The organism is Pseudoxanthomonas sp. P4_B2, from assembly GCF_056402315.1.
In genome coordinates this window covers 73529-94776 of sequence record NZ_JBFUHQ010000009.1, presented here as the reverse complement: position 1 = coordinate 94776, position 21248 = coordinate 73529, and the positions used below count along the sequence as shown (strand labels likewise).

Here is a 21248-nt window from a genome sequence, read left to right as displayed (position 1 = left end):
TCAGCTTCGATCCGCTCGCCAGCAGTCCTGCGTTGCCGGCTTTTTGCGTTTGCATCAGTCAGGAACCATGCCGACCATGAGCAAACCCCTACGATCTGTGTTGCTGTTGCTACCGCTCTGGCTGAGCGGCTGCGTGGTATTCGAGCGGGCCCCCGCTCCGCTTGCGTGCGATGCGCGTCTCGAGGGTCGCTGGCTGCCGATCGCCAACACTCCTGAGGAAGCGGCGAAGCAGACAGCAGAGGACTACGCCCTGGTCGACGCGCGATGCCATGCGACGGTCTCGATGAGCCAGGTCGGCAATAACCCGGCAAGCAAGGCCGAGATCGAGGTTTCCGGCTTCGAACTCGGCGGTGAACACTACTTCGTCCTGAACGAGGAAAGCGTCGCCCGGCTATTCGCAAGAGGATCGGCCGGTCTGGCGCAGGAGACGAAACTGCCCTCCACCGCCGTTACCCTGGTCAGGTACCGCATCGAAGGCGATGTACTGACCCTGGCCACGGTGGATCCCGACACCGTCAAGAAAATGATCGAGCAACGCCGCCTGAGCGCAACGGCGCTCGACCAGTTCAATTATCTGATCCCCGGCGACGAGGCGACTTTGCGCGACGTCCTGCTCGGCCACCCCGAACTTTTCGAAAAAAGCGATTCGCCGCCGATGAAGATGAAGCGGGCCGCCGCGGAGCGCGCTCGATGACCGCGCACGCTGTAACAGATCACGCCGTAACAAATCTCGTCCGCATCGTCGAAGTCGGCCCGCGCGACGGTCTGCAGAACGAAAAAACCATTATCGCCACCGCCGACAAGATCGAACTGATCGATCGCCTGTCGCGGACCGGGTTGCGCAGCATCGAAGCCACCAGCTTCGTCAGCCCCAAGTGGATCCCGCAGCTGGCCGATGCGGCCGAAGTCTTCGGCGCCATTGACCGCATGCCGGGTATTTCCTATCCGGTGCTAGTGCCCAACGAAAAAGGCTACGAACGCGCGCGCGAAGTCGGAGCGCAGGAAGTGGCCGTGTTCACCGCCGCTTCGGAAGCCTTCAACCAGAAGAACATCAACGCCAGCATCGACGAATCCATCGAGCGCTTCCGCCCGGTACTGGAGCGCGCCCGCGTCGACGGAGTGAAGGTGCGCGGCTACGTCTCCACCGTGCTGGGCTGCCCCTACCAGGGAAAGGTGCCAGTGGCGGATGTGGTCCGGGTCGCGGCGCGCCTACATGCGCTGGGCTGTTACGAAATCTCGCTGGGCGATACCATCGGGATAGGTACTCCCCATCAGGCCCGCGCAATGCTCAAGGCCGTCGCCAACGAAGTCCCGATGCCCGCGCTAGCGGTGCATTTCCACGACACCTACGGACAGGCGCTGGCCAATATCCTGGCCTGCCTGGAAGAAGGGGTGGCCGTAGTGGATTCGGCGGTGTCGGGCACTGGCGGCTGTCCCTACGCGAAGGGAGCCAGCGGCAATGTCGCCAGCGAAGATGTGGTCTATCTGCTGCACGGCCTGGGCGTCGAAACCGGAATAGACCTGGATCGGTTGAGCGAGACCGGTTTGTGGCTATCCGCACTGCTGGGCCGAGACACGGGCAGCAAGGTGGCGAGGGCGAGAGCCTTGTCCGCCGAATGAATGGGACACCGCCAGCGGATCTGTATTCGCCTGACGCTGGCGCAGCGGGCTTCCTTTCCAGCGAGGCCTTGCATGAGGATGCGGCCAGGCTGCTGGAGTCTTTGCGCCAGGCGAGTGACGACGCCTCGCTGGACGACGAAACCCGCCAGCTGATGAAACAGGCGCTGGAACTGCTGCGCGTAACCACCACGCAAAAAGACTGGGCGTTGCTGCGTTACCGCGCCTTGTTCGACGCAGTTCCCGATCCGGTCAGCATCCTGGCCGAGGACGGCACCGTACTGGATCTCAACAAGGCGGGCATGGCCGCCTACAAGCGGCAGCGCGAGGAGATCATCGGCCAGAACATCAACGTCCTCAATCCGGAATTGCCGCACGATCACATGGACCCGGTTTGGGAAAGCCTCAACCGCGGCGATAGCTACGTGATCGAAGTCACCAACATGCGTGGCGACGGCACCCGTTTTCCGGTGGAAGTGCATTCGGCCAACTTCGTCTTCGATGGGCGCAAGAGTCTGGTGGCGGTGGCCCGCGACCTGAGCAAGCGGCACGAAGCGGAACTGCGCTACCGCGAGCTGATGGAGGTCATAGACAAAGGCATCGTGGTGCAGAACCAGGCGCGCGAGATCGTTTACGCCAATCGCGCGGCCATGCGCATTTTCGGCGTTGGCGAAAGCAAGCGCACCAACGATCTCAACCTAGAGCATTGGCGGATCGTCGACGAGCACGGCCATGAAATGACCAGCGACGCGCTGCCGGCGCATCGCGCTCTGGCCACCGGCCAGGTCATCGAAAGCATGCTGCTGGGGCTGTACCACCGCGAACACAAGCAGTTGCTTTGGCTCACGGTCACCTCGGTGCCGCAGTTCGCGCCGGGCGGCAGCAAGCCGGCCCAGGTCACTTCTCTTTTCAGCGACGTGACCGCCCTCAAGCGGGACAGCGCGTTGTTCGATCGCGCCCAGTCGTTGGCCCATATCGGCGGGTGGGAGTGGGATGCCGGCCGCGATAGGGTCTACCTGACCGAAGAAGCCATACGCATTCTCGGACCGGCGCAGACCCCCGACAACGTCGAAGCCATGTTGGCCAGCCTGCGCGAACCGGACCGACGGCGCTTTCGCACCGCGATGGAGAATGTGGTGGAGACCGGCGGCGGTTTCGACCTGGAACTGCAGGGCAGCCGTCTGGATGGACATCCGTTCTGGATCCGCGTCATCGGCGAAGCCGAAGCCAGCGACCCCACCGCTTCCCGCATCACCGGAACGCTGCAGGACATCTCGCTGGACAAGCGCGCCGAGGAGACTCTGCGCATCCAGGCGCGCACCGATCCGCTGACCGGACTGATGAATCGCGATGCCGTGCTCAACGAACTGGGCACGCGCCTGATCGATCCCGTGCATGCGCAGGTCGCCCTGCTGTACATCGACCTGGATCGTTTCAAGACCGTCAACGACGTGCTTGGCCATAGCGCAGGCGACGAACTGCTGATGCAGGCCGCCGCCCGCATCCTCGCCGCGGTAGGCACCGAAGGCCTGGTGGCGCGCTTCGGCGGTGACGAGTTCCTGGTGGTCTGCGACGCCAGTGGCGATCCGGCGCAACCCGAACGCCTGGCCGATGCGGTGCTTGGCGCGTTCGCCGACTCCTTTCGCTTCGGCAAGGACGAGTTCGCCATCACCGCCAGCATCGGCATCGCGCGCGCGCCCGACGACGGGCTGCGCCCGCAGCAGCTGATCCAGAACGCCGACATCGCCATGTACGACAGCAAGCATCGCGCGCGCAACGCGTGGCAGGCGTTCACTCCGGAACTCGCGCGCCGGCAGCAGGACCGCCTGCAGATCGAAACGCAGCTGCGGCGGGCGGTGGACAACGAGGAATTCCGGCTGGTCTACCAGCCGCAGGTCGACCTTCGGCGCGGCCACATCGTCGCCGCCGAAGCGCTGATCCGCTGGCAGAACCACCAACTGGGCGAACTACGTCCAGATCTTTTCATCAGTCACGCCGAAACCACGGGCGATATCGTGCGCATCGGCAGCTGGGTGCTGCGCGAAGCCTGCCGGCAGGTCCGCGAATGGCACGACCAGGGTCTGGGCATCGTGCGCGTGGCGGTCAACGTTTCCTATCGCCAGTTCGCCGGCGACGAGCTGGCAGAGAACGTGCGTGCGGTATTGGCCGAATACGACCTTCCCGGCTCCGCACTGGAACTGGAATTCACCGAACGCGTGCTGATCGAAGACGCCCCGGCCACGCTCAAGACTTTCGCCGAATTACGCGAGTTGGGCGTAGTGCTGACCATCGACGATTTCGGCGAAGGCTACAGCGCGCTCAACTATTTGCGCCGCCTGCCCATCCATGGTCTCAAGCTCAGCCAGCTGTTCACCGAGGGCGTGCCCAACAACCGTTCCGATGTGGCGGTCTGCCAAGCAGTCTCGGCGATCGCGCGCAGCCTAGGCCTGGCGCTGGTAGCCGAAGGCGTGGAATCGGAGGCGCAGCGTCAATTCCTGCTGCAGCTGGGCGTGCCCGTGGGCCAGGGCTTTCTGTTCGCGCCCGGATTGTCGCCGGATGAATTCGCCAGCCGCCTGAGATCGCCAGAGGAACGCGTTTCCAATGCCTGAAGCCGCACCGTATCTATTGCGTACTATCGAAACAAAAGACGACGCGACGATGGCCAGCATCATCCGCACGGTGATGCCGGAATTCGGCGCTACCGGCAGCGGCTTCGCCATCAACGACCCCGAAGTGGATTGGATGAGCCGTGCCTATGCGGAACCGCGCTCGGCCTACTTCGTCGTCGAACGCGATGGCGAGGTCATCGGCGGCGGCGGGGTCGCGCCGCTGGCCGGCGGCGATGAGGGTACTTGCGAACTGCGCAAGATGTACTTCTTGCCCGAAGCCCGCGGCATTGGCGCGGGTGCGGCGATGATGGACCGTTGCCTGCGAGCCGCACGCGAGTTCGGTTTCCGGCAGTGCTACCTGGAAACCCTGCGCGGCATGGATGCTGCCAAGCGCCTGTACGAACGCACGGGGTTCCGCCGGCTGGATGCGCCGCTGGGCGCCACGGGTCATGGCGGTTGCAACGCGTTCTACCTTCTCAACCTTTGATCCCTTCTCCCCTCGGGAGAAGGTGCCCGAAGGGCGGATGAGGGAATGGACTTTCAGGCCATAGTGAAGGTTCGTCGTCTAGTCATTCTCCCTCCCTCATCCGTCGCTACGCGCCACCTTCTCCCGGAGGGAGAAGGAAACACCGCTATCGCGTAAAATGCCGGTTTTCCCGAATCTGGCTCTTCCATGCAGCTTTCCGATACCCGCGCCGTCATTACCGGCGGCGTTTCCGGCCTGGGTCTTGCCGTCGCCCGGCGACTGGTTGCCCAGGGCGGCAAAGTCGCCTTGTTCGATGTCAACGATGGCAAGGGTGCAGAGGCCATCGCGGAGCTGGGCGAAAGCAACGCGCGTTACTTCCGCACCGATGTCACCGACGAGGCCGGAGTAGCGGCCAATATCGCCGCCGCCGGAGAATTCCTGGGCGGACTGAATGCCGCTATCAACTGCGCCGGCATCCTCGGTGCCGGGCGCGTGCTGGGAAAAGAAGCGCCGATGCCGTTGTCGAATTTCCAGGCGACCGTGATGGTCAATCTGGTCGGCAGCTTCAACGTGGCCAAGGCCGCCGCCAACCTGATGCAGCACAACGCCGCGGGTGAAGACGGCGAGCGCGGCGTCATCGTCAATACCGCCAGCGTGGCCGCGTACGAAGGCCAGATCGGCCAAGCGGCCTATTCGGCATCCAAGGGCGGCGTAGTCGGCATGACCTTGCCGATGGCGCGCGAACTTTCCCGTTTCGGCATCCGCGTGATGACGGTAGCTCCGGGAATCTTCTGGACGCCCATGGTCGACGGCATGTCCGAGGAAGTGCAGAAATCGCTTAGCGCCTCGATTCCTTTTCCGGCGCGCCTGGGCAGACCGGAAGAATTCGCCGAGACTGTGGCGTTCATCGTGCAGAACCGCTACCTCAACGGCGAAACCATCCGCTTGGATGGCGCCGTCCGACTGGCGCCCAAGTAACGCATCGCGCCTCTGCACCCCGACAACAATCAACGACATAGAAAACAATGAAAGCCCACGAAATCAAGAAAGGCAACGTCTTCGAACACAACGGCACCGTCTACCAGGTACGCGACATCGAGCGCAGCTCGCCGCAGGGCCGTGGCGGCAACGTCAAATACCGCTTCACCCTGTACAGCGTGCCGGGCGCGGTGAAATACGACCTCAGCGTGAGCGCGGACGACGAACTGAAGGAAGTGGAGATGTCGCGCCGCCAAGCCACGTATTCGTACAAGGACGGCGACGCCTTCGTGTTCCTGGACGACGAGGACTACACGCCCTATACCTTCGACGCCGACGTGATCGGCGACGACGCCGGATACATCGCCGACGGCCTGATCGGCAGCTACGTGCAGATCATCGACGATCAACCCGTCGCTCTGCAGTTGCCGCAGCACGTGACCCTTGAAGTAGTGGAAACCCCGCCAGAGCTGAAAGGCGGTAGCGCCACCAAGCGCCCCAAGCCGGCCAAGCTCAGCACCGGCCTGGAGATCATGGTCCCGGAATACATCGTCAACGGCGAGCGCGTGTTGGTGAATACGACCACGGGCGAGTTCGGCGGGCGTGCGGATTGATCTAGCCGCACTGCTAGTCATGACCTCGTGCGCGGGTTGCGCCACGCACGATCCGCGCCCGACCCTGAAGGAGATCTCATTGTGCGAGCCACCCGCAGGTCCGGTCGCACGGCCGGACTGGTGCCAATGGCCACGCGAGGTGCGCGTCTTCGCCGATCGATATGACGCCTGCCAGCATTTTCGCGGCGAAGAGCCTTACGACAATGAGCGTCGCCGGCTCCTCGAAAAATCCATCGACGAAACCTGCACCGGCAACGACAGGCAGCTGCGGAAGCTGAGGTCCGCCTATGCTGGCGACGCCGAGATTACGCGAGTTCTGAACAAATTCGAGATGGACGCCGATACAGAGTAACCATGAAAAAGCTTCCCCATTCTCATCACAGCTCACGGATTGCTCCCCCTCTCCCTTGATGGGAGAGGGTGGCCGAAGGCCGGGAGAGGGTGAGCCGGAGCCGTCGATAGTGAATTGCTGAAGAGATCTCAAGTGAGGTGAAGCCTAAAAGCACGCGTCGCTTCGCTCGCGCTCCCCTCTCCTGCCCTTCGGGCATCCTCTCCCACAAGGGGAGAGGAGAAAGCACTTTACTTCAACGTCGCTGAGCGACCCGTCGCTTACTGCAACTGTAGTCCGCCCTCCTCCTTGTGCAACCGACGCAGCCGCTCACCCAGCAAGGCGATGTTGGCTTCGGCTCCCTCCAGTATCGACCTACGCTCGGGCGACAGCCACTGGCGAGCATCGGCATGCAAGGCAACACCCTGCTGCTTCAGCTGCTTTGTGTACTTTTCGCCTTCCCGCTCCAACGCTTTGCGCTCGTCCGCCTGCGGTAGCCCGTAACCGCCGCTCGCCAATAACGTCCCCGGACGGCTGAGAAAACCCTCAAGACGCAAGAAATCCCGCAATGCGGTATCCCCGATGAAGCCATCCGCATCCTGTCGCCCGCCCTGCCCCAGATAACGACGCTTGAGTTCGTCGCGTACCAATAGTTCCTGCTGGCGCAGCGCCGCTTCTTCGAGCAGCAACAGCGCTGCGCTTGCGCGCAGGTCCGCGCGTTCCAGCCAGGGCACGCGTTCGACGGGGGGAAGCTCCAGCCATTCCTGCACCCGTTGCTGTGGCAGCGCCAACCCGGCTCGAGCCACTTCGAACATCGCTTGATAATGCGCGCTCGCCGGCGCGAAGCGGAAACCCATGCGCTCAGCTTCCTTCGGCTCGTCCAACACGCTGGTATCGGCGACGCCGGCCTTTTTCAATCGTCGCAGCAAACCTGTCGGAGTGATGCTAGCGAGCGCTTCACCAGCCAAGCGCGGTACGCCATCGTGCAATAGCTTGAAGGTTTCCACCGCGCAGTTATTGCTGAGGAAGTAGTAACGGCCGTCGTAGGTCCAGTGCGATTGTGCCGCGCGTTCCAGCAGGCTGGCGATCTCCATTCGGTCTAACCGCAACGGAATCGACTGCAGGCCGCGCAGTTCGATCTTGGTGTATTCGTCGATCACCTGTTCTAGCGGCAATAAGAACAGTCGCGATGGATAAGAACCGGTAAGCCCGCGCCAGCTGGAAATCTGCACATCGTCGACGAAGGCACGGAACGACAACACGCGGTGATAACGCAGATCCAGACGGCAATCCGGCCCCGGCGGACGGCCCGGCGCGCAGATCACCAAGCGCAGCATGCTGTGGCCCCACCGGCTCATGGGCTCCTCGTTGGCCTCGGCCAACAGGTAGTCCACCGCGTATACGCGCGACGTATCCAGTTGCAGCAGCGCCGTCTCACCGTCATCGGCGTCGGCCTGCAGGAACACCTGCCCTGGCGCGCAACTGGCCTGCGCAGGCGCCCAGTCGAAGTGCTCGAAGAAAAAGCGATGCAGAGCCGGCCGTCTGCATGCGTAGTCCGGATCAAGCAGGAAATGCTCGAGGTTGACGGCAACGAATTCCGATGCCCGAGTCAGTTCATAACGATCAGGACTGCGGTCGCTGAAAGCGTTATGCGAGGTCCGCAAGCCTAATCGCAGGGGACTCACCTGCCAACCAGCCAGGTCCAGCAGGCGTGGTGCGCGCGACAATCGACCTTGCGTCGTGCGATCGTAGAAATGCGCGAGTTCGTGGATTACGGCCGACAGTGCCGCGCGCGTAGCCGGTTCATCCGCTCCGGCGCCTGCCGGACGCGCCATCCAATTGTCAAGCAACGCACGATTCAACAGCAAACGTCGCGCCCTAGCGCGTCCATGGATCTGCGCGGGCAAATCATCGCGCCAGGCCACTGGGATGCGATCCAGAGCAGTTATCCATGCCGGAGGCAGCCGCTGCACCGCCGCATCCAGCAGTTGCTGGGTGGCCGCGGCTTGTTTAGAAGTCAGCGCCCCGGTTTCGGGCAGCAATTGCAGTCCGGCCTGCGCATTCCCCGCGCTGGCCAGCATGCACAACGCTAGCCACAACCCCAGCCCGCGACGCGGACTCACAAAGCCAGGATGGCCTGCGCGAGCTGCATATCGCTGGCCGCGCGCGCGGCCGGATCGCGCTCGCGCAGCTGGCGCAGCGCCGCTTCCAGCCGGGCGCCGCGGATACGACCTTCGCTGGCGACGAAACTGGCCGCGTCATCGCGCGCGCGCAGCACCACTTTATCGTCGCCGGAGGTGCTTCCGGAGGAGGCCGAGGAGCCGGCGGAGGAGGCGCCAGCGGAAGAGCCCGCGAAGCTGGAAGCCAAAACCGGGGCGGAAAGCGCCAGCAACGAGCAGATCAGAATCGTTCGAATCATCTTTTAATTCCGCAGAGTGGGGGAAAAGGCCGCCGGAAAGACGAGCCATGCAAGATTACCTGCACGCTCGCCACCCGAGCTGAACCGCCGTCACCTTGCCGAAATTCCAACGCGAAATTCCGACACATCGGTACCGCTTCTCAGGCGTCGAAAAGCTTACCCGGATTCATCAACCCCTCCGGATCCAGCACCCGCTTGATGCCCCGCATCATCTCGATCTCGACCGCACTGCGCGTGCTTTGCAGATAGCCCTTCTTCACCAGGCCGATACCGTGCTCGGCCGAGATGCTGCCTTCGTGGCGTTTCAACGATTCGGCCAGCAGCTTGGTCACCTGTTCGCACTGGCTTACGAACTCCGCGTCGTCCAGGCCGTCCGGCTTCAGCACGTTGATGTGCAGGTTGCCGTCGCCGATGTGTCCGAACCAGACCACATCGAAATGCGGATAAGCCTCGCCCAGCAGCTTCTGGGTCTCCTCGAGGAACGCGGGCATCGCCGAAATGCGCACCGACACGTCGTTCTTGTACGGCTTATATCGCGCCAGGCTTTCGGTGATGCCCTCGCGAAGTCGCCACAACTGCGCGGCCTGCGCATCGCTCTGGCTGATGACGCCATCGCTGACCCAGCCGTTGTCCATGCAGGTTTCGAACGCGGCCATCGCCGCCGCTTCCTGCGTCTCGTCGCCGGAGGCGAACTCGGTGACCACGTAGTACGGATGCGTTTCCTCGAAAGGCTTCTGCGCTCCGTGCGCCAGCACGTGATGCAGCGCGCGGTCGGTGAAAAATTCGAAGGCCTCCAACTGCAGCTTCTCGCGGAAGGCGGAAAACACCTGCATCAACACCTCGAACGAAGGTAGCGCCAGCAGCATCACATTGGAGGGCGGTGGCGGATCGGTCAGGCGCAGGGTCGCTTCCACCACGATGCCCAGCGTGCCTTCCGAAGCGATCATCAGGTGGCGCAGGTCGTAGCCGCTGGAGTTCTTGACCAGGCCCCGGTTGAGATCCAGCAATTCGCCGGTACCTGTCACCACTTTCATGCCGGCTATCCATTCGCGCGTGTTGCCGTACCGGATCACACGGATCCCGCCGGCATTGGTGGCGATATTGCCGCCGATGGAGCATGAACCGCGCGCAGCGAAATCCACCGGATACTCCAGTCCGTGCTCGCGTGCGGCGTTGTGCACCGCTTCCAGGGCGATTCCCGGCTGCACGGTGAGCGTGCGATCGACCGCGTTGAAGTCCAGCACGCGGCTCATTCGTTCCAGGCTGAGCACCAATTCCCCGTTCGCTGCCACCGCGCCGCCGGACAAGCCTGTGCGCCCACCGGAGGGTACGATCGCAACCCGATGCCGGTAGGCCCAACGGACGACCGCCTGCACTTCCTCGATGGAACCCGGCAGCGCGATCGCCAACGGCGCCGGTGTCCAGCGCCGGGTCCAGTCGCGGCCGTAGTGCTCCAGATCGGCGGGATCGGTTTTCACGCGCAGCGCCGGCATGGCTTGCAACAGGTCGGTCAGGCGCGGGTCGCTCATGGGAAACCGATGCGAAAACGGGTCCGACAGCGTGCCAGCCGGGGCCGCCAGCGTCCAGTTCCGCAGCGCAGCAAAGGCCCGCCCCTTCTGGCATAGTGACCGCCCCGCCGTCGGACGCCTGCCTGCCCGCATGTCAAAGAAAAAGACCTCGTACCCCAAGCAGGACATCCGCATCCTGTTGCTGGAAGGCGTCAGCCAGACCGCCATCGACACCTTCCGCGCCGCGGGTTATTCGCAGATCGAGGTGCATGCCAAATCGCTGCCTGAGGACGAGCTGAAGGCACGCATCGCCGACGCCCATATCGTCGGCATCCGTTCGCGCACCCAGCTAACGGAAGAGGTGCTGGCCAATGCGAGGCGGCTGATGGCCATCGGCTGCTTCTGCATCGGCACCAATCAGGTGGACGTGGACGCGGCGGAATTGGCCGGCATACCCGTGTTCAACGCGCCCTACTCCAACACCCGCAGTGTGGCCGAGTTGGTCATCGCCGAGGCGATCATGCTGATGCGCGGCATTCCGCAGAAGAGCGCCGAATGCCATCGCGGCGGCTGGTCCAAATCCGCCGCCGGCAGCCATGAGGCGCGCGGCAAGACACTGGGAATCGTCGGCTACGGCCACATCGGCACCCAGGTGGGCGTACTGGCCGAGGCCATCGGCATGAACGTGGTCTTCCACGATATCGAGACCAAGCTTTCGCTGGGCAATGCGCGTTCTTCGCTGAGCCTGGACGACCTGCTGGAACGCTCGGACGTGGTCACCCTGCACGTACCGGAAACACCGGCGACCAAGGATATGTTCGGCGCAACGCAGATCGCGAAGATGAAGCGCGGCGCACACCTGATCAACGCCTCGCGCGGCACCGTGGTAGACATCGACGCGCTCAGCGCGGCGTTGGAATCGGGCCAGGTGGGCGGCGCCGCCGTCGACGTGTTCCCAGTGGAGCCGAAAGGCAACGACGACGCCTTCGTTTCGCCGCTGGCCGGCAAGGACAACGTGATACTGACCCCACATGTGGGCGGCAGCACCCTGGAAGCGCAGGACAACATCGGGATAGAAGTAGCGGCCAAGCTGGTGCGCTACAGCGACAACGGCTCGACCCTGTCCGCGGTGAATTTCCCGGAAGTGACGCTGCCCGAGCATGCGGCCAGCCACCGCCTGCTGCACATCCATCGCAATGTGCCCGGCATCCTGTCGCAGATCAACGACATCTTCGGCAAGCACGGCATCAACATCGACGGCCAGTTCCTGCGCACCGATGCCAAGGTGGGCTACGTGGTGATCGACGTTTCGGCCACCGATCTGCAAGCGGTGGACCTGAAGGAAGCACTGATGGCCATTCCCGGCACTCTGCGCACCCGCGGCTCGTATCAATTCAATTCTCCACGGCTTCGCGACTCGCGTCGCTCCTACAACCTATCCAACCACTTGCGGGCCATGCGGCTCAGCGATTCGTCGGGCTCTTGCGCTACCTCAGTGATCTGCCGCCAGGCCAAATCGTGCGATTCGTCGCTGATCGAGTAATTTTCGTCGCTGCCGGCGCGCACCACATAGCGCACGTCGTAATGCCAGTGACCAGGTACTTCCTTGCGTTCGGGAATCCAGTGCCGGTCCAGGTCGAAGATCGCATCGGCCTCAACTGACAATCCCGGCAAACCGGATTCTTCCTCAGCCTCCTTCAGCGCCACCTGGGCCATGTCGCGGTCGCCATCGGCATGCCCGCCCAGCTGCAGCCAGCGTTCCAGCTTGCGGTGATGGGTCATCAGGATGCGGGCTCCATCGGCGCTGACCAGCCAAGCCCCGGCCGTGAAATGGCCGGCCAGGCGGTTGCGTTCGAAAGGACCGCACGGATCATCCAGCAGCGCCAGGAACTCTTCCACCACGCTCCCTTCGCCCGGCCATCGTTGCCGATAACGAACCAATTGCGCCGCCAAGTCCGTTAGTTCACCCGTTTCGTAATCGCCCATCCAGCTCGCTCTCCAACCCCATTCAGGCTCGCATTATCGCCGTCGCGGCCATACCGGCGCTTGTGCGACCAGGAGGTGACGGGTAAGGTTCGGCAAATCCGTCCGCGTCGCCCCAACCGGCGCGGTCCAGCCAGTCAGCTTCGAACATGGGGATACCGTAATGCTCTTTTGGCGCGTCAAGCCGCTCGACCAGATTCTTGAAACCGCCGAGCGCAAATCGCTCAAACGCCAGCTTGGCGCAACGCAACTGACCCTGTTGGGCGTCGGTGCCGTCATCGGCACCGGTATTTTCGTACTCACTGCCGAAGCCGGCCAGAAGGCGGGGCCGGGCTTGATGATCGCCTTCGTCATCGCCGCGGTGGTGTGCGCACTGGCCGCCCTGGCTTACGCCGAACTTGCCTCGATGATCCCGGTCTCCGGCTCGGCATATACCTACACCTATGGCGTGTTCGGCGAACTGATGGCCTGGGTAGTGGGTTGGGCGCTGGCGTTGGAATACGGCGTCGGCGCATCGGTGGTCTCGGTGGGCTGGTCCGGCTACATGAATGGCCTGCTGGCGCACAGCGATTTGTTCGGGCTGGTCCAACCCGGCGCCCTGGCGTTGCCGGAGTTCCTGCGCTCCGGGCCGTTTGCGGGCGGCAGCTTCAATCTGCTGGCTTTCCTCATTTCGTTCGCGGTGACCGTGCTGCTGATCGTCGGCACTTCCAAAAGTGCGAAGGTCAACGCGGTCCTGGTTGCCATCAAGATCCTTGCGTTGACCATGTTCGTCTTCATCGCACTGCCGGCGGTGAAGAGCACCAATTTCGAGCCGTTCTTGCCCGGTGGTTGGGGCAGCCCGCTCGGCGGCGTGGGCGTGCTGGGCGCCGCGGCGTCGATCTTCTTCGCCTATGTCGGCTTCGACGCGGTTTCCACCGCAGCCGAAGAAACCAAGAACCCCAATCGCAATATTCCTATCGGCCTGATCGCCTCGCTCGGCATCTGCACGATTTTCTATCTGCTGGTCGGCTATGGCGCCGCGGGCGCGGTCGGCGCGCAGCCGATGCTGGGCGCTAACGGCATGCCACTGGACCCGGGCAGCGAGGCCATGGCCGCGGCTTGCGTCGGTTCCGAAGCGCTGGTTTGCAGCAAAGAGCCGCTGGCGCACGTGCTGCGCCTGATCGGCCACCCGATGTTGGGCAACTGGATCGGTATCGCCGCAATCCTAGCGCTGCCGTCGGTGATTCTGATGATGATGTTCGGCCAGACCCGCATCTTCTTCACCATGTCGCGCGATGGTCTGTTACCCGAAGTCCTGTCCCGGGTGCATCCGCGCTTCCACACGCCACATGTCATCACCATCATCACCGGCGTCGTGGTGGCGCTGTGCTCGGCTTTGTTCCCCGTCGGCAAGCTGGCGGATACGTCGAATTCCGGAACGCTGCTGGCCTTCGCGATGGTATCGATCGGCGTATTGATCCTGCGTAAGCAACAACCCGGCCGCGCGCGCCCGTTCCGCACGCCGATGGCATGGCTGGTATGTCCGTTGGCGGTGCTAGGTTGTCTGTTGTTGTTCGTCAACCTCTCCATGACGGCCAAGATCGTATTCGTGGTCTGGGCGGTAATCGGTCTGGTCCTGTACCGGCTGTACGGTTACCGCCGCAGCCAATTGGCGCCCGGCCACAAGCCGCTGCACGGCGGTCCGCAACTGGAACCGGCGCCCTCGTTCCACGAAGGTCCGGACCCGGGTCCGTAAGCGGTTCGAGCATCACCACATGAAGGCCGGCGGGTCCTACCCGCCGGCCTCTCTCTATCCAGACCAGTCTTCACAGACCCGGCGGTACACCGACGCCGGACCGGGATGAATCCGATGTTCAAGCAACTCTGGGCAACCAAACACCCTCATGCGGCGCACACCGATGCCGAGAGCCTGAGCCTGCACCGTACGCTCGGCCCCTGGGGCCTCACCGCGTTGGGTATCGGCGCGGTCATCGGCGGCGGCATCTTCGTCATCACCGGCCAAGCCGCGGCCGATCATGCAGGCCCGGCGATCATGCTTTCGTTCGTGCTGGCGGCGATCTGTTGCACCTTCTGCGCTCTGGCTTACGCCGAATTCGCGGCGATGGTGCCGGTATCCGGCAGCGCCTATTCCTACACCTACGCCACCCTTGGCGAATTGGCGGCCTGGTTCATCGGCTGGATGCTGGTGCTGGAGTACGGCGTCTCCGCCTCAGCGGTCGCGGTCAGCTGGACCGGCTATTTCCTCAGCCTGCTCGACCATTTCGACATCCATCTGCCGCATGCCCTGGTCAGCGCGCCGCTGGACGCCCAGCTGCGGCCCACCGGGGCGATCGCCAATCTGCCCGCCGCAGGAATCGTGCTGCTGCTGACCTGGCTGTGCTACGTCGGCATTCGCAAGTCGTCGGCCATGAACATGGCCATGGTGGCGCTCAAGACCGGCCTGATCCTGTTGGTGATCTTCGCGGGCTGGAAATACATCGACCCGGCCAACTGGCACCCCTTCATTCCGGAAAACCAGGGGCCCGGCAAATACGGATTCGAGGGCGTACTGCGCGGCGCGGCGCTGGTGTTTTTCGCCTACATCGGTTTCGAGGCGGTATCGGTGGCGGCACAGGAATCGCACAAACCGCAGCGCGACCTGCCGATCGGCATGCTGCTCTCGCTGGCGATCTGCACCGTGCTCTACATCGCCATGGCCGCGATCATGACCGGCCTGGTGCCCTACACCCAGCTCGGCACCGACGAACCGGTGGTGACCGCGGTGGCGGCCCATCCGCAGCTGGGCTGGTTGCGGGTGGTGGTCGAAATAGGCGCCTTGATCGGTCTGTCCTCGGTGGTCCTGGTGATGATCATCGGCCAGCCGCGCATCTTCATGATCATGGGCCGCGACGGGCTGCTGCCGCCGGTGTTCACCAAGATCCATCCCGTGTACCGCACCCCGCACATCAACACCGTCATCACCGGCATAGGCATCGCTCTGCTGGCGGCGCTATTCCCACTGGATGTGCTGGGCGAGCTGACCTCGATGGGAACACTGATCGCCTTCGCGGCGGTCTGCGCCGGCGTACTGATCCTGCGCCGCACCCAGCCCGATTTGCCGCGTCCATTCAAGATCCCATTCGCCTGGGGCATCTGCCTGGCAGGCATCTTCAGCTGCTTTGCGTTGCTGTCCACGATGACCGCGCACAACTGGTTCCTGATGGTCGTCTGGACCGCCATCGGCTTGCTGATCTACTTCCTGTACGGGATCCGTCACAGCCGCTTGCGGGGCCGCTGACAAGCCTTGTTTTTTGTGCGCGCCATGCGCGCGGTACACTGTGCGCATGGACGAAAAAACCGCCCCCTATGACGTCGAACTCCTGGGCCGGCTGGCCGGCGACATCATCGCCAACGTGCGCGAGCTGGCGCAGGCCGGCTGGACGCCGGCGACTAGCAGCAATTTCTCCGAACGCCTGGACGAGCGTCACGCGGCGATCACCGTTTCGGGGCGCGACAAGGGCCGGCTTACGCTCGACGACATCATGGTGGTCGACTTCGATGGCCAGGGCGTGGCCACCGAACACCGCCCTTCCGCCGAAACCCTGCTGCATACCCAACTCTACCGGCGCTACCCGGAAATCGGCTGCGTCCTGCACACCCATTCGCCGGTGCAGACCATCGCCTCGCGCTTGTATGCCGGCGCCGGCCATATCCGGCTGGAGGGCTACGAACTACTGAAGGCCTTCCACGGCAACACCACCCACGACGACACCATCGACGTGCCCGTGTTCGCCAACACCCAGGACATGCACACCCTGGCCGCCCAGGTGGACGCCCTGCTGGACCGCAAGCAGCTGTGGGGCTACCTGATCGACGGCCATGGCCTGTACGCCTGGGGCCGCGACATGGCCGAAGCGCGCAGGCATCTGGAAGCGTTCGAATTCCTGTTCCACTGCGAACTGGAACTGCGCAAGCTGGGGTGTCGGGGGTGAACAACCCCACCTCTCCCCTTGTGGGAGAGGTCGGCGCGCTTGCGCGACGGGAGAGGGGTTTGGCGGAGAAGTAATTGGATCAGCTTGTAGCAAGCGAGTAGCGTTCACAAAGCTCGCTGCTACGAACATCAAGTCTGTCACGTCCCTACTCCGCCCACCCCTCATCCGCCCTTCGGGCACCTTCTCCCACAAGGGGAGAAGGAAGAGCTGATTTGCTACCCTTTGCCAACCCACGACACTCGAGCCCCCGCCATGAGCCGTCTGCGCATCTTCGACGAGAACAATCCGACTACGCCGGAATTCGCCAGCTTCGACCCCGACTTCATCGCTACCGAACTGCATAAGATCGGCGTGACTTTCGAGCGCTGGAAGGCGGCGCATCCGCTCCCGCCCGGCGCGAGCCCGGAGGAAGTGATGGCGGCGTACAAGACCGATATCGACCGGCTGGTGGCCGAGCGCGGGTTCAAGAGTGTGGACGTGGTCAGCATCGCCCCGGACCATCCGCAGCGCGAGGCCATGCGCGCCAAGTTCCTGGACGAGCACTACCACAAGGAAGACGAAGTGCGATTCTTCGTCGCCGGCTCCGGCCTATTCACCTTGCATGTGGACGGCAAGGTCTACGAAGTGGAATGCGTGCAGGACGATCTGATCGCGGTACCCGACAGCACGCTGCACTGGTTCGACATGGGCGAACAGCCCAGCTTCATCGCCATCCGCTTCTTTACCGAGCCGGACGGCTGGGTAGGCCATTTCACCGGCGAAGAGATCGCCAAGAAATTCCCCCGTTACGAACCCGGTAAACCCTCCTGAACGCACCGCGCACCATCCTCACCGATATCGAGGGCACTACCAGCAGCATCTCCTTCATCAAGGACGTGTTGTTCCCCTACGCGCGCAACGCTCTGCCCGGCTTCGTCGCCAGGCACGGCAAGGAAGAAGAAGTACGGCGCTGGCTGGACGCAGTGGCGATCGAGCACGGCAGTATCTGCAGCGACGAGGTGATCGTGGAAACGCTGCAGGGCTGGATCGACCAGGATCGCAAGCACACCGCGCTCAAGGCTTTGCAGGGCATGATCTGGGAAGCGGGCTACCGCGATGCCGAATTCACCGCCCCCATCTATGCCGATGTCGCGCCCGCGCTGCACCAGTGGCATGACTCGGGACTGCCGCTGTACGTGTATTCGTCCGGCTCGGTGCCGGCGCAGAAACTGTTCTTCGGCCATAGCGACACGGGCGATCTGACTCCGCTGTTCTCTGGCTGGTTCGATACCGAAGTGGGCGGCAAACGCGAGGCCGGCAGCTACGAAGCGATCGCCGGGCGCATCGGTCTCGATGCCTCTGAGATCCTGTTCCTTTCCGATGTGGTGGAAGAGCTGGACGCCGCACGCATCGCCGGCATGCAGACCGTGTTGGTGGACCGGCGCGAGGACTATCCGCAACCGCGCGACGGTGCCGCCGCGCACGACCATCCGCGCGTCGCCAGCTTCGCCGATATTCTGCTCCCCGCCTGAGTTGGCTCCGATGCACTCCGTGAGAGCGGCGACGCTGAGCGGTTTGCTCGCTATCGTCCTGTGGTCGTCCCTGGCGCTGCTGACCACTGCGACCGACGGACTGCCGCCGTTCGAGGTGCTGACGCTCGGTTTCGGCTTCGCCGCCGTTTTCGGCTTTGTACGCACCACGCTTCGCGGTCGCGACGGCTGGCGGCAACTGCGCCAACCGTGGTCCGCGCTGGGCCTCACCACTGCGGCGCTCTTCGGTTACCACGCGCTCTACTTCATCGCACTGAAACGCGCGCCGGCGGTGGAAGCCAACCTGCTCAACTACCTGTGGCCGCTGCTGATAGTGCTGTTCGCCGCGCTATTGCCTGGCGTGCGTATACGCGGCCTGCAGATCGCGGGAACGCTGCTGGGCCTGCTCGCCGCCGTCGTGCTGGTCACCCGTGGGAGCGGCATCGAAATACAGCCCCTTTATCTGCCCGGCTATCTCGCTGCGCTGGGTGCGGCGGTGATCTGGGCCGCCTATTCGGTGCTCAACCGCCGCCACGCGCAGGTGCCGAGCGAAGCGATCATCGTGGCTTGCGTCATGGTGGCGTTGTTCGGACTGCTGGCCCATCTCGGATTCGAGCAGACCGTCATGCCCCGTTTCACACAGTGGCTGGTGCTCGCGCTGATGGGCGTCGGCCCGGTCGGCGCGGCCTTCCTGCCCTGGGATCACGGCACCAAGCATGGCGACATCGCGGTGCTGGGCAGCCTTTCCTATCTGGCGCCGTTGCTTTCCACGTTGCTGCTGGTGTTGGCCGGGCGCGCCAAGCCGCATTGGTCGCAGGCGGTCGCCATAGCGCTCCTGATGCTGGGCGCCTGGCTGAGTCTGCGCAGGCCGGTATCCGGACAGCCTTGATCAATCTGGTCCGAATTATCCCGCCAGACTATGCGCCGGACATGCAACCTTGTAGAGCCGAGCTTGCTCGGCTGCCTCTGATTCCGCACGGAGAGCAGCCGAGCAAGCTCGGCTCTACAAGGCAATGCTTGCTCAGTGAATTTTTTCGCCCCTAGCCAGCATTTCCACGAATTTCTCCGCGCGTGCCACACGCGTCTCTGCTTTCTTCGCCGTATGCACGCGCCAGCAGAAGGCGTAGCGGTTGGTCTTGTCGAGTTGATCGAAGAACGCCTTGGCCTTCTTGTTCTTCTTCAATGCGGCGGCCAGTTCGGCGGGCACTTCCATATCGGAGAAGCTGCGGTAGGCGGCTTCCCAACGGCCATCGGCCTTCGCTGCTTCGACCTCGCGCAGGCCGCCAGGCTGCATGCGGCCTGCGGCGATCAACCGTTCGACATGGCCGATGTTGATCTTTGACCATAGGCTGCGCGGCCGGCGCGGAGTGAAACGCTGTAGAAAAAACTGCTCGTCGTACCCTCGCTTCTGCCCATCGATCCAACCGTGGCATAGCGCCATCTCCAGGGCTTGGGCGTAGTCCACCGAGGCGATGCCCGAATCCTTCTTAGCGATCTGCAGCCAGATACCTTTCCCGCCTGCGTTCGCGATCAGCCATTTCTCCCAGGCTTTCTGGTCCTTGAAATGCTGGATAGGCAAGTCGTCGGGTACGGGCATGGCTTACTCCGCAGCTTTCTGCAATCGATACGCAGTGGTGGCCGTCTGTTCGCGCCCTTGATCGCGCACGCGTACTTCGATCCGATGTTCGCCCACGCTCAGGTCGGTAGGCAAGGCGCCGCGCCACAGATGCTTCGAAGGCTCGGCTTCGGGGGAGCGATCATAGCCGCGCAGCGCATCGGCGCCGTCGTCGCGGGCGTTTTCCGCCAGCAGGTTCGGGTCGGCTTGGCGAACGGGGGACATCGGCTTCCATGATGTTCCATCGACGCGGTATTCCACCTTCGTGTCTTCCTGGCCCATGAACACGTTGGCATAAACTGCGAACGCGGGATAGGCGCCCTTTCTCAGCACTTTGGGTGCATGCAGGGATAGCGCACGGCCAGGATCGCGGGCGGGATGCCAGGCCAGCGAGTAAGCGCCGCCGGCGCGCACCTGCAGGCTGGCGTAACCGTTCGGAGTGCCATCGGCCATGGTGGCGTCCGGGATGCCTTGCGCATCCTTCACGCCCGACCAGAACGCGCCGCAGACTGCGCCGACGTTGTATTCGTGCAGCGGCACGCTGCCGTGCCAGTCGCTGGCCGTGCCGTGATACACGTGCTGCTGGGTGTGGCTGTGACCGCTGAGCAGCAGCACATGCGGGAAGTCCTTGAGCAATGCGAACAGCCGCGCGCGGTCGGCATGGCGGAAGGTTTCCGCGTCAGGCCTGGCATCGAAGAATGGGATGTGCACGCCGATCACCAGCAGGCGATTCTTGGGAACGGTGGGCAGATAGGCCTGCAGGAAAACGAACTGTTCCTCGCGCAGACCGCCTATGTAGGAAGGTTTCTGCCCTGGCAGATAGATCACATCGTCCAAGCCGAGGAACACCGCCTCCGACTCCTCCCATGCGAACGTATCGGGTCCATAGGTATTGCGGAAAGTGAGCAGCGAATCTTCATCGCGCTGGGCGTCGAAATCCAGATCGTGGTTGCCCGCGATATGCAGCCACGGCGTCTCCAGCATGCGCGTTACCTGGTTCAATCGCGGATATAGCGACAAGTCGTCGTGGACCACGTCGCCCAACGTCAATCCCAAACGAGCGCGCTCCTTCCCGACCAACGGCTCGATGATATCGCGCTTGTAGTAATCGACATCGGCCGGGCTCTTGGTCTGGGTATCGGAGAACACGAGCACTTCGAGCGGTGCCTTGCCGGCCACGGATGCGGACCTGGGTAGCAAGCCGAAATTCTTGCACGCGGGAGTAGCCCCGGGCATGCCGCCATATTTCAGAGCGGGCCCGTTCTCGGTGCGAAGGTTGCTCCAGAAATCCGGCAGGCCGTCCTTACGTTCCGCTAGGTCGTAGCCAGCGGGTTTGATCACGAACAGCGTACGACTCTCAACCGATGACAACCGATACACGCCAGCGTCGTCGGTCAGCGCCAGTCCCACCCCGTCGGAAACCTTGATGCCGGCAAGCGGCTTTTCGCCCGCGTCGATGAGGCCGTTGCGATTGCCGTCTTCCCATACTTTCCCCTGGCTGCAGGGAGCAGACCTGCCCCAGGCGGGACTGCCAAGCGAGAAAAGGACCAACACGGCGAGCAGGCGATGCATCGGCGACTCCGAACAGAAGATCGACCGGGATTATCGCGTACGTTCGCCGCATTCGGAGTG

Annotated in this window: 19 protein-coding genes and 1 pseudogene; 14 read left to right on the top strand and 6 right to left on the bottom strand. The window is 63.4% G+C overall.

The genetic code is table 11. From position 1 onward, the window contains the following. Window positions 1-76 precede the first annotated feature (76 nt). From AC1DTQ_RS17965 to AC1DTQ_RS17935, 7 genes are all read left to right on the top strand, one after another. Window positions 77-694: a hypothetical protein gene (locus tag AC1DTQ_RS17965; RefSeq protein ID WP_477851349.1), complete on the top strand. Its 618-nt coding sequence runs from the start codon at window positions 77-79 to the stop codon at window positions 692-694. After that, entirely contained in the window at window positions 691-1620 is a 930-nt protein-coding gene (locus tag AC1DTQ_RS17960; RefSeq protein WP_477851348.1) for a hydroxymethylglutaryl-CoA lyase, read from the top strand. Before AC1DTQ_RS17965 ends, AC1DTQ_RS17960 begins: the two co-directional genes overlap by 4 nt. Further along, window positions 1617-4226, top strand: a complete 2610-nt coding sequence (locus AC1DTQ_RS17955) for a putative bifunctional diguanylate cyclase/phosphodiesterase (RefSeq protein WP_477851347.1) — start codon at window positions 1617-1619, stop codon at window positions 4224-4226. The genes AC1DTQ_RS17960 and AC1DTQ_RS17955 overlap by 4 nt, the downstream gene beginning before the upstream one ends. Continuing rightward, window positions 4219-4713 (top strand): GNAT family N-acetyltransferase, encoded by a 495-nt coding sequence (locus AC1DTQ_RS17950; protein WP_477851346.1) that lies wholly within the window; start codon window positions 4219-4221, stop codon window positions 4711-4713. The genes AC1DTQ_RS17955 and AC1DTQ_RS17950 overlap by 8 nt, the downstream gene beginning before the upstream one ends. A 186-nt stretch (window positions 4714-4899) precedes the next feature. Continuing rightward, window positions 4900-5670 carry an SDR family NAD(P)-dependent oxidoreductase gene (locus AC1DTQ_RS17945; RefSeq protein ID WP_477851345.1) on the top strand — a complete coding sequence of 257 codons (771 nt, stop codon included), beginning with the start codon at window positions 4900-4902 and terminating at the stop codon, window positions 5668-5670. 47 nt (window positions 5671-5717) lie between these two features. After that, on the top strand, window positions 5718-6284 hold the full coding sequence (gene yeiP / locus AC1DTQ_RS17940; protein ID WP_477851344.1) for an elongation factor P-like protein YeiP: 567 nt from the start codon (window positions 5718-5720) through the stop codon (window positions 6282-6284). Between the two features lie 19 nt (window positions 6285-6303). Further along, window positions 6304-6636 (top strand): hypothetical protein, encoded by a 333-nt coding sequence (locus AC1DTQ_RS17935; RefSeq protein WP_477851343.1) that lies wholly within the window; start codon window positions 6304-6306, stop codon window positions 6634-6636. Window positions 6637-6893: 257 nt separating this feature from the next. On the opposite strand, the gene AC1DTQ_RS17930 is transcribed toward AC1DTQ_RS17935, so the two are convergent. From AC1DTQ_RS17930 to AC1DTQ_RS17920, 3 genes are all read right to left on the bottom strand, one after another. Beyond that, on the bottom strand, window positions 6894-8735 hold the full coding sequence (locus AC1DTQ_RS17930; RefSeq protein ID WP_477851342.1) for a DUF7844 domain-containing protein: 1842 nt from the start codon (window positions 8733-8735) through the stop codon (window positions 6894-6896). Further along, on the bottom strand, window positions 8732-9031 hold the full coding sequence (locus AC1DTQ_RS17925; RefSeq protein ID WP_477851341.1) for a DUF2388 domain-containing protein: 300 nt from the start codon (window positions 9029-9031) through the stop codon (window positions 8732-8734). The genes AC1DTQ_RS17930 and AC1DTQ_RS17925 overlap by 4 nt, the downstream gene beginning before the upstream one ends. 140 nt (window positions 9032-9171) lie before the next feature. After that, window positions 9172-10560 (bottom strand): FAD-binding oxidoreductase, encoded by a 1389-nt coding sequence (locus AC1DTQ_RS17920; RefSeq protein ID WP_477851340.1) that lies wholly within the window; start codon window positions 10558-10560, stop codon window positions 9172-9174. A 130-nt stretch (window positions 10561-10690) separates the two neighbouring features. On the opposite strand from AC1DTQ_RS17920, the pseudogene serA reads away from it, so the two are divergent. Beyond that, a pseudogene (serA, locus tag AC1DTQ_RS17915) lies at window positions 10691-11929 on the top strand (phosphoglycerate dehydrogenase); the annotation flags it as partial. Window positions 11930-11967: 38 nt separating this feature from the next. Here the strand turns inward: serA and AC1DTQ_RS17910 are convergent. After that, complete coding sequence (locus tag AC1DTQ_RS17910; protein WP_477851338.1) at window positions 11968-12525, bottom strand: NUDIX hydrolase; 558 nt, start codon at window positions 12523-12525, stop codon at window positions 11968-11970. A gap of 160 nt (window positions 12526-12685) precedes the next feature. Between AC1DTQ_RS17910 and AC1DTQ_RS17905 the strand changes: the two genes are divergently transcribed. The 6 genes from AC1DTQ_RS17905 (at window position 12686) to yddG (ending at window position 18890) form a co-directional block, all read left to right on the top strand. Beyond that, window positions 12686-14257: an amino acid permease gene (locus AC1DTQ_RS17905; RefSeq protein WP_477851337.1), complete on the top strand. Its 1572-nt coding sequence runs from the start codon at window positions 12686-12688 to the stop codon at window positions 14255-14257. Between the two features lie 114 nt (window positions 14258-14371). Further along, window positions 14372-15799, top strand: a complete 1428-nt coding sequence (locus AC1DTQ_RS17900) for an amino acid permease (RefSeq protein ID WP_477851336.1) — start codon at window positions 14372-14374, stop codon at window positions 15797-15799. A 46-nt stretch (window positions 15800-15845) separates the two neighbouring features. Then, window positions 15846-16493 (top strand): methylthioribulose 1-phosphate dehydratase, encoded by a 648-nt coding sequence (locus AC1DTQ_RS17895; RefSeq protein WP_477851335.1) that lies wholly within the window; start codon window positions 15846-15848, stop codon window positions 16491-16493. Between the two features lie 252 nt (window positions 16494-16745). After that, window positions 16746-17303, top strand: a complete 558-nt coding sequence (locus AC1DTQ_RS17890; RefSeq protein WP_477851334.1) for a 1,2-dihydroxy-3-keto-5-methylthiopentene dioxygenase — start codon at window positions 16746-16748, stop codon at window positions 17301-17303. Beyond that, on the top strand, window positions 17300-18004 hold the full coding sequence (gene mtnC, locus AC1DTQ_RS17885; protein ID WP_477851466.1) for an acireductone synthase: 705 nt from the start codon (window positions 17300-17302) through the stop codon (window positions 18002-18004). Before AC1DTQ_RS17890 ends, mtnC begins: the two co-directional genes overlap by 4 nt. Before the next feature lie 10 nt (window positions 18005-18014). After that, complete coding sequence (yddG, locus tag AC1DTQ_RS17880; RefSeq protein WP_477851332.1) at window positions 18015-18890, top strand: aromatic amino acid exporter YddG; 876 nt, start codon at window positions 18015-18017, stop codon at window positions 18888-18890. Between the two features lie 132 nt (window positions 18891-19022). Here yddG and AC1DTQ_RS17875 read toward each other — a convergent pair whose 3' ends face one another. Both AC1DTQ_RS17875 and AC1DTQ_RS17870 read right to left on the bottom strand, forming a co-directional pair. After that, window positions 19023-19598 carry a YdeI/OmpD-associated family protein gene (locus AC1DTQ_RS17875; RefSeq protein WP_477851331.1) on the bottom strand — a complete coding sequence of 192 codons (576 nt, stop codon included), beginning with the start codon at window positions 19596-19598 and terminating at the stop codon, window positions 19023-19025. Window positions 19599-19601: 3 nt separating this feature from the next. Continuing rightward, a complete protein-coding gene (locus tag AC1DTQ_RS17870; RefSeq protein WP_477851330.1) occupies window positions 19602-21188 on the bottom strand; it encodes a calcineurin-like phosphoesterase C-terminal domain-containing protein in 1587 nt (528 codons plus the stop codon). Between the last annotated feature and the right edge of the window lie 60 nt (window positions 21189-21248).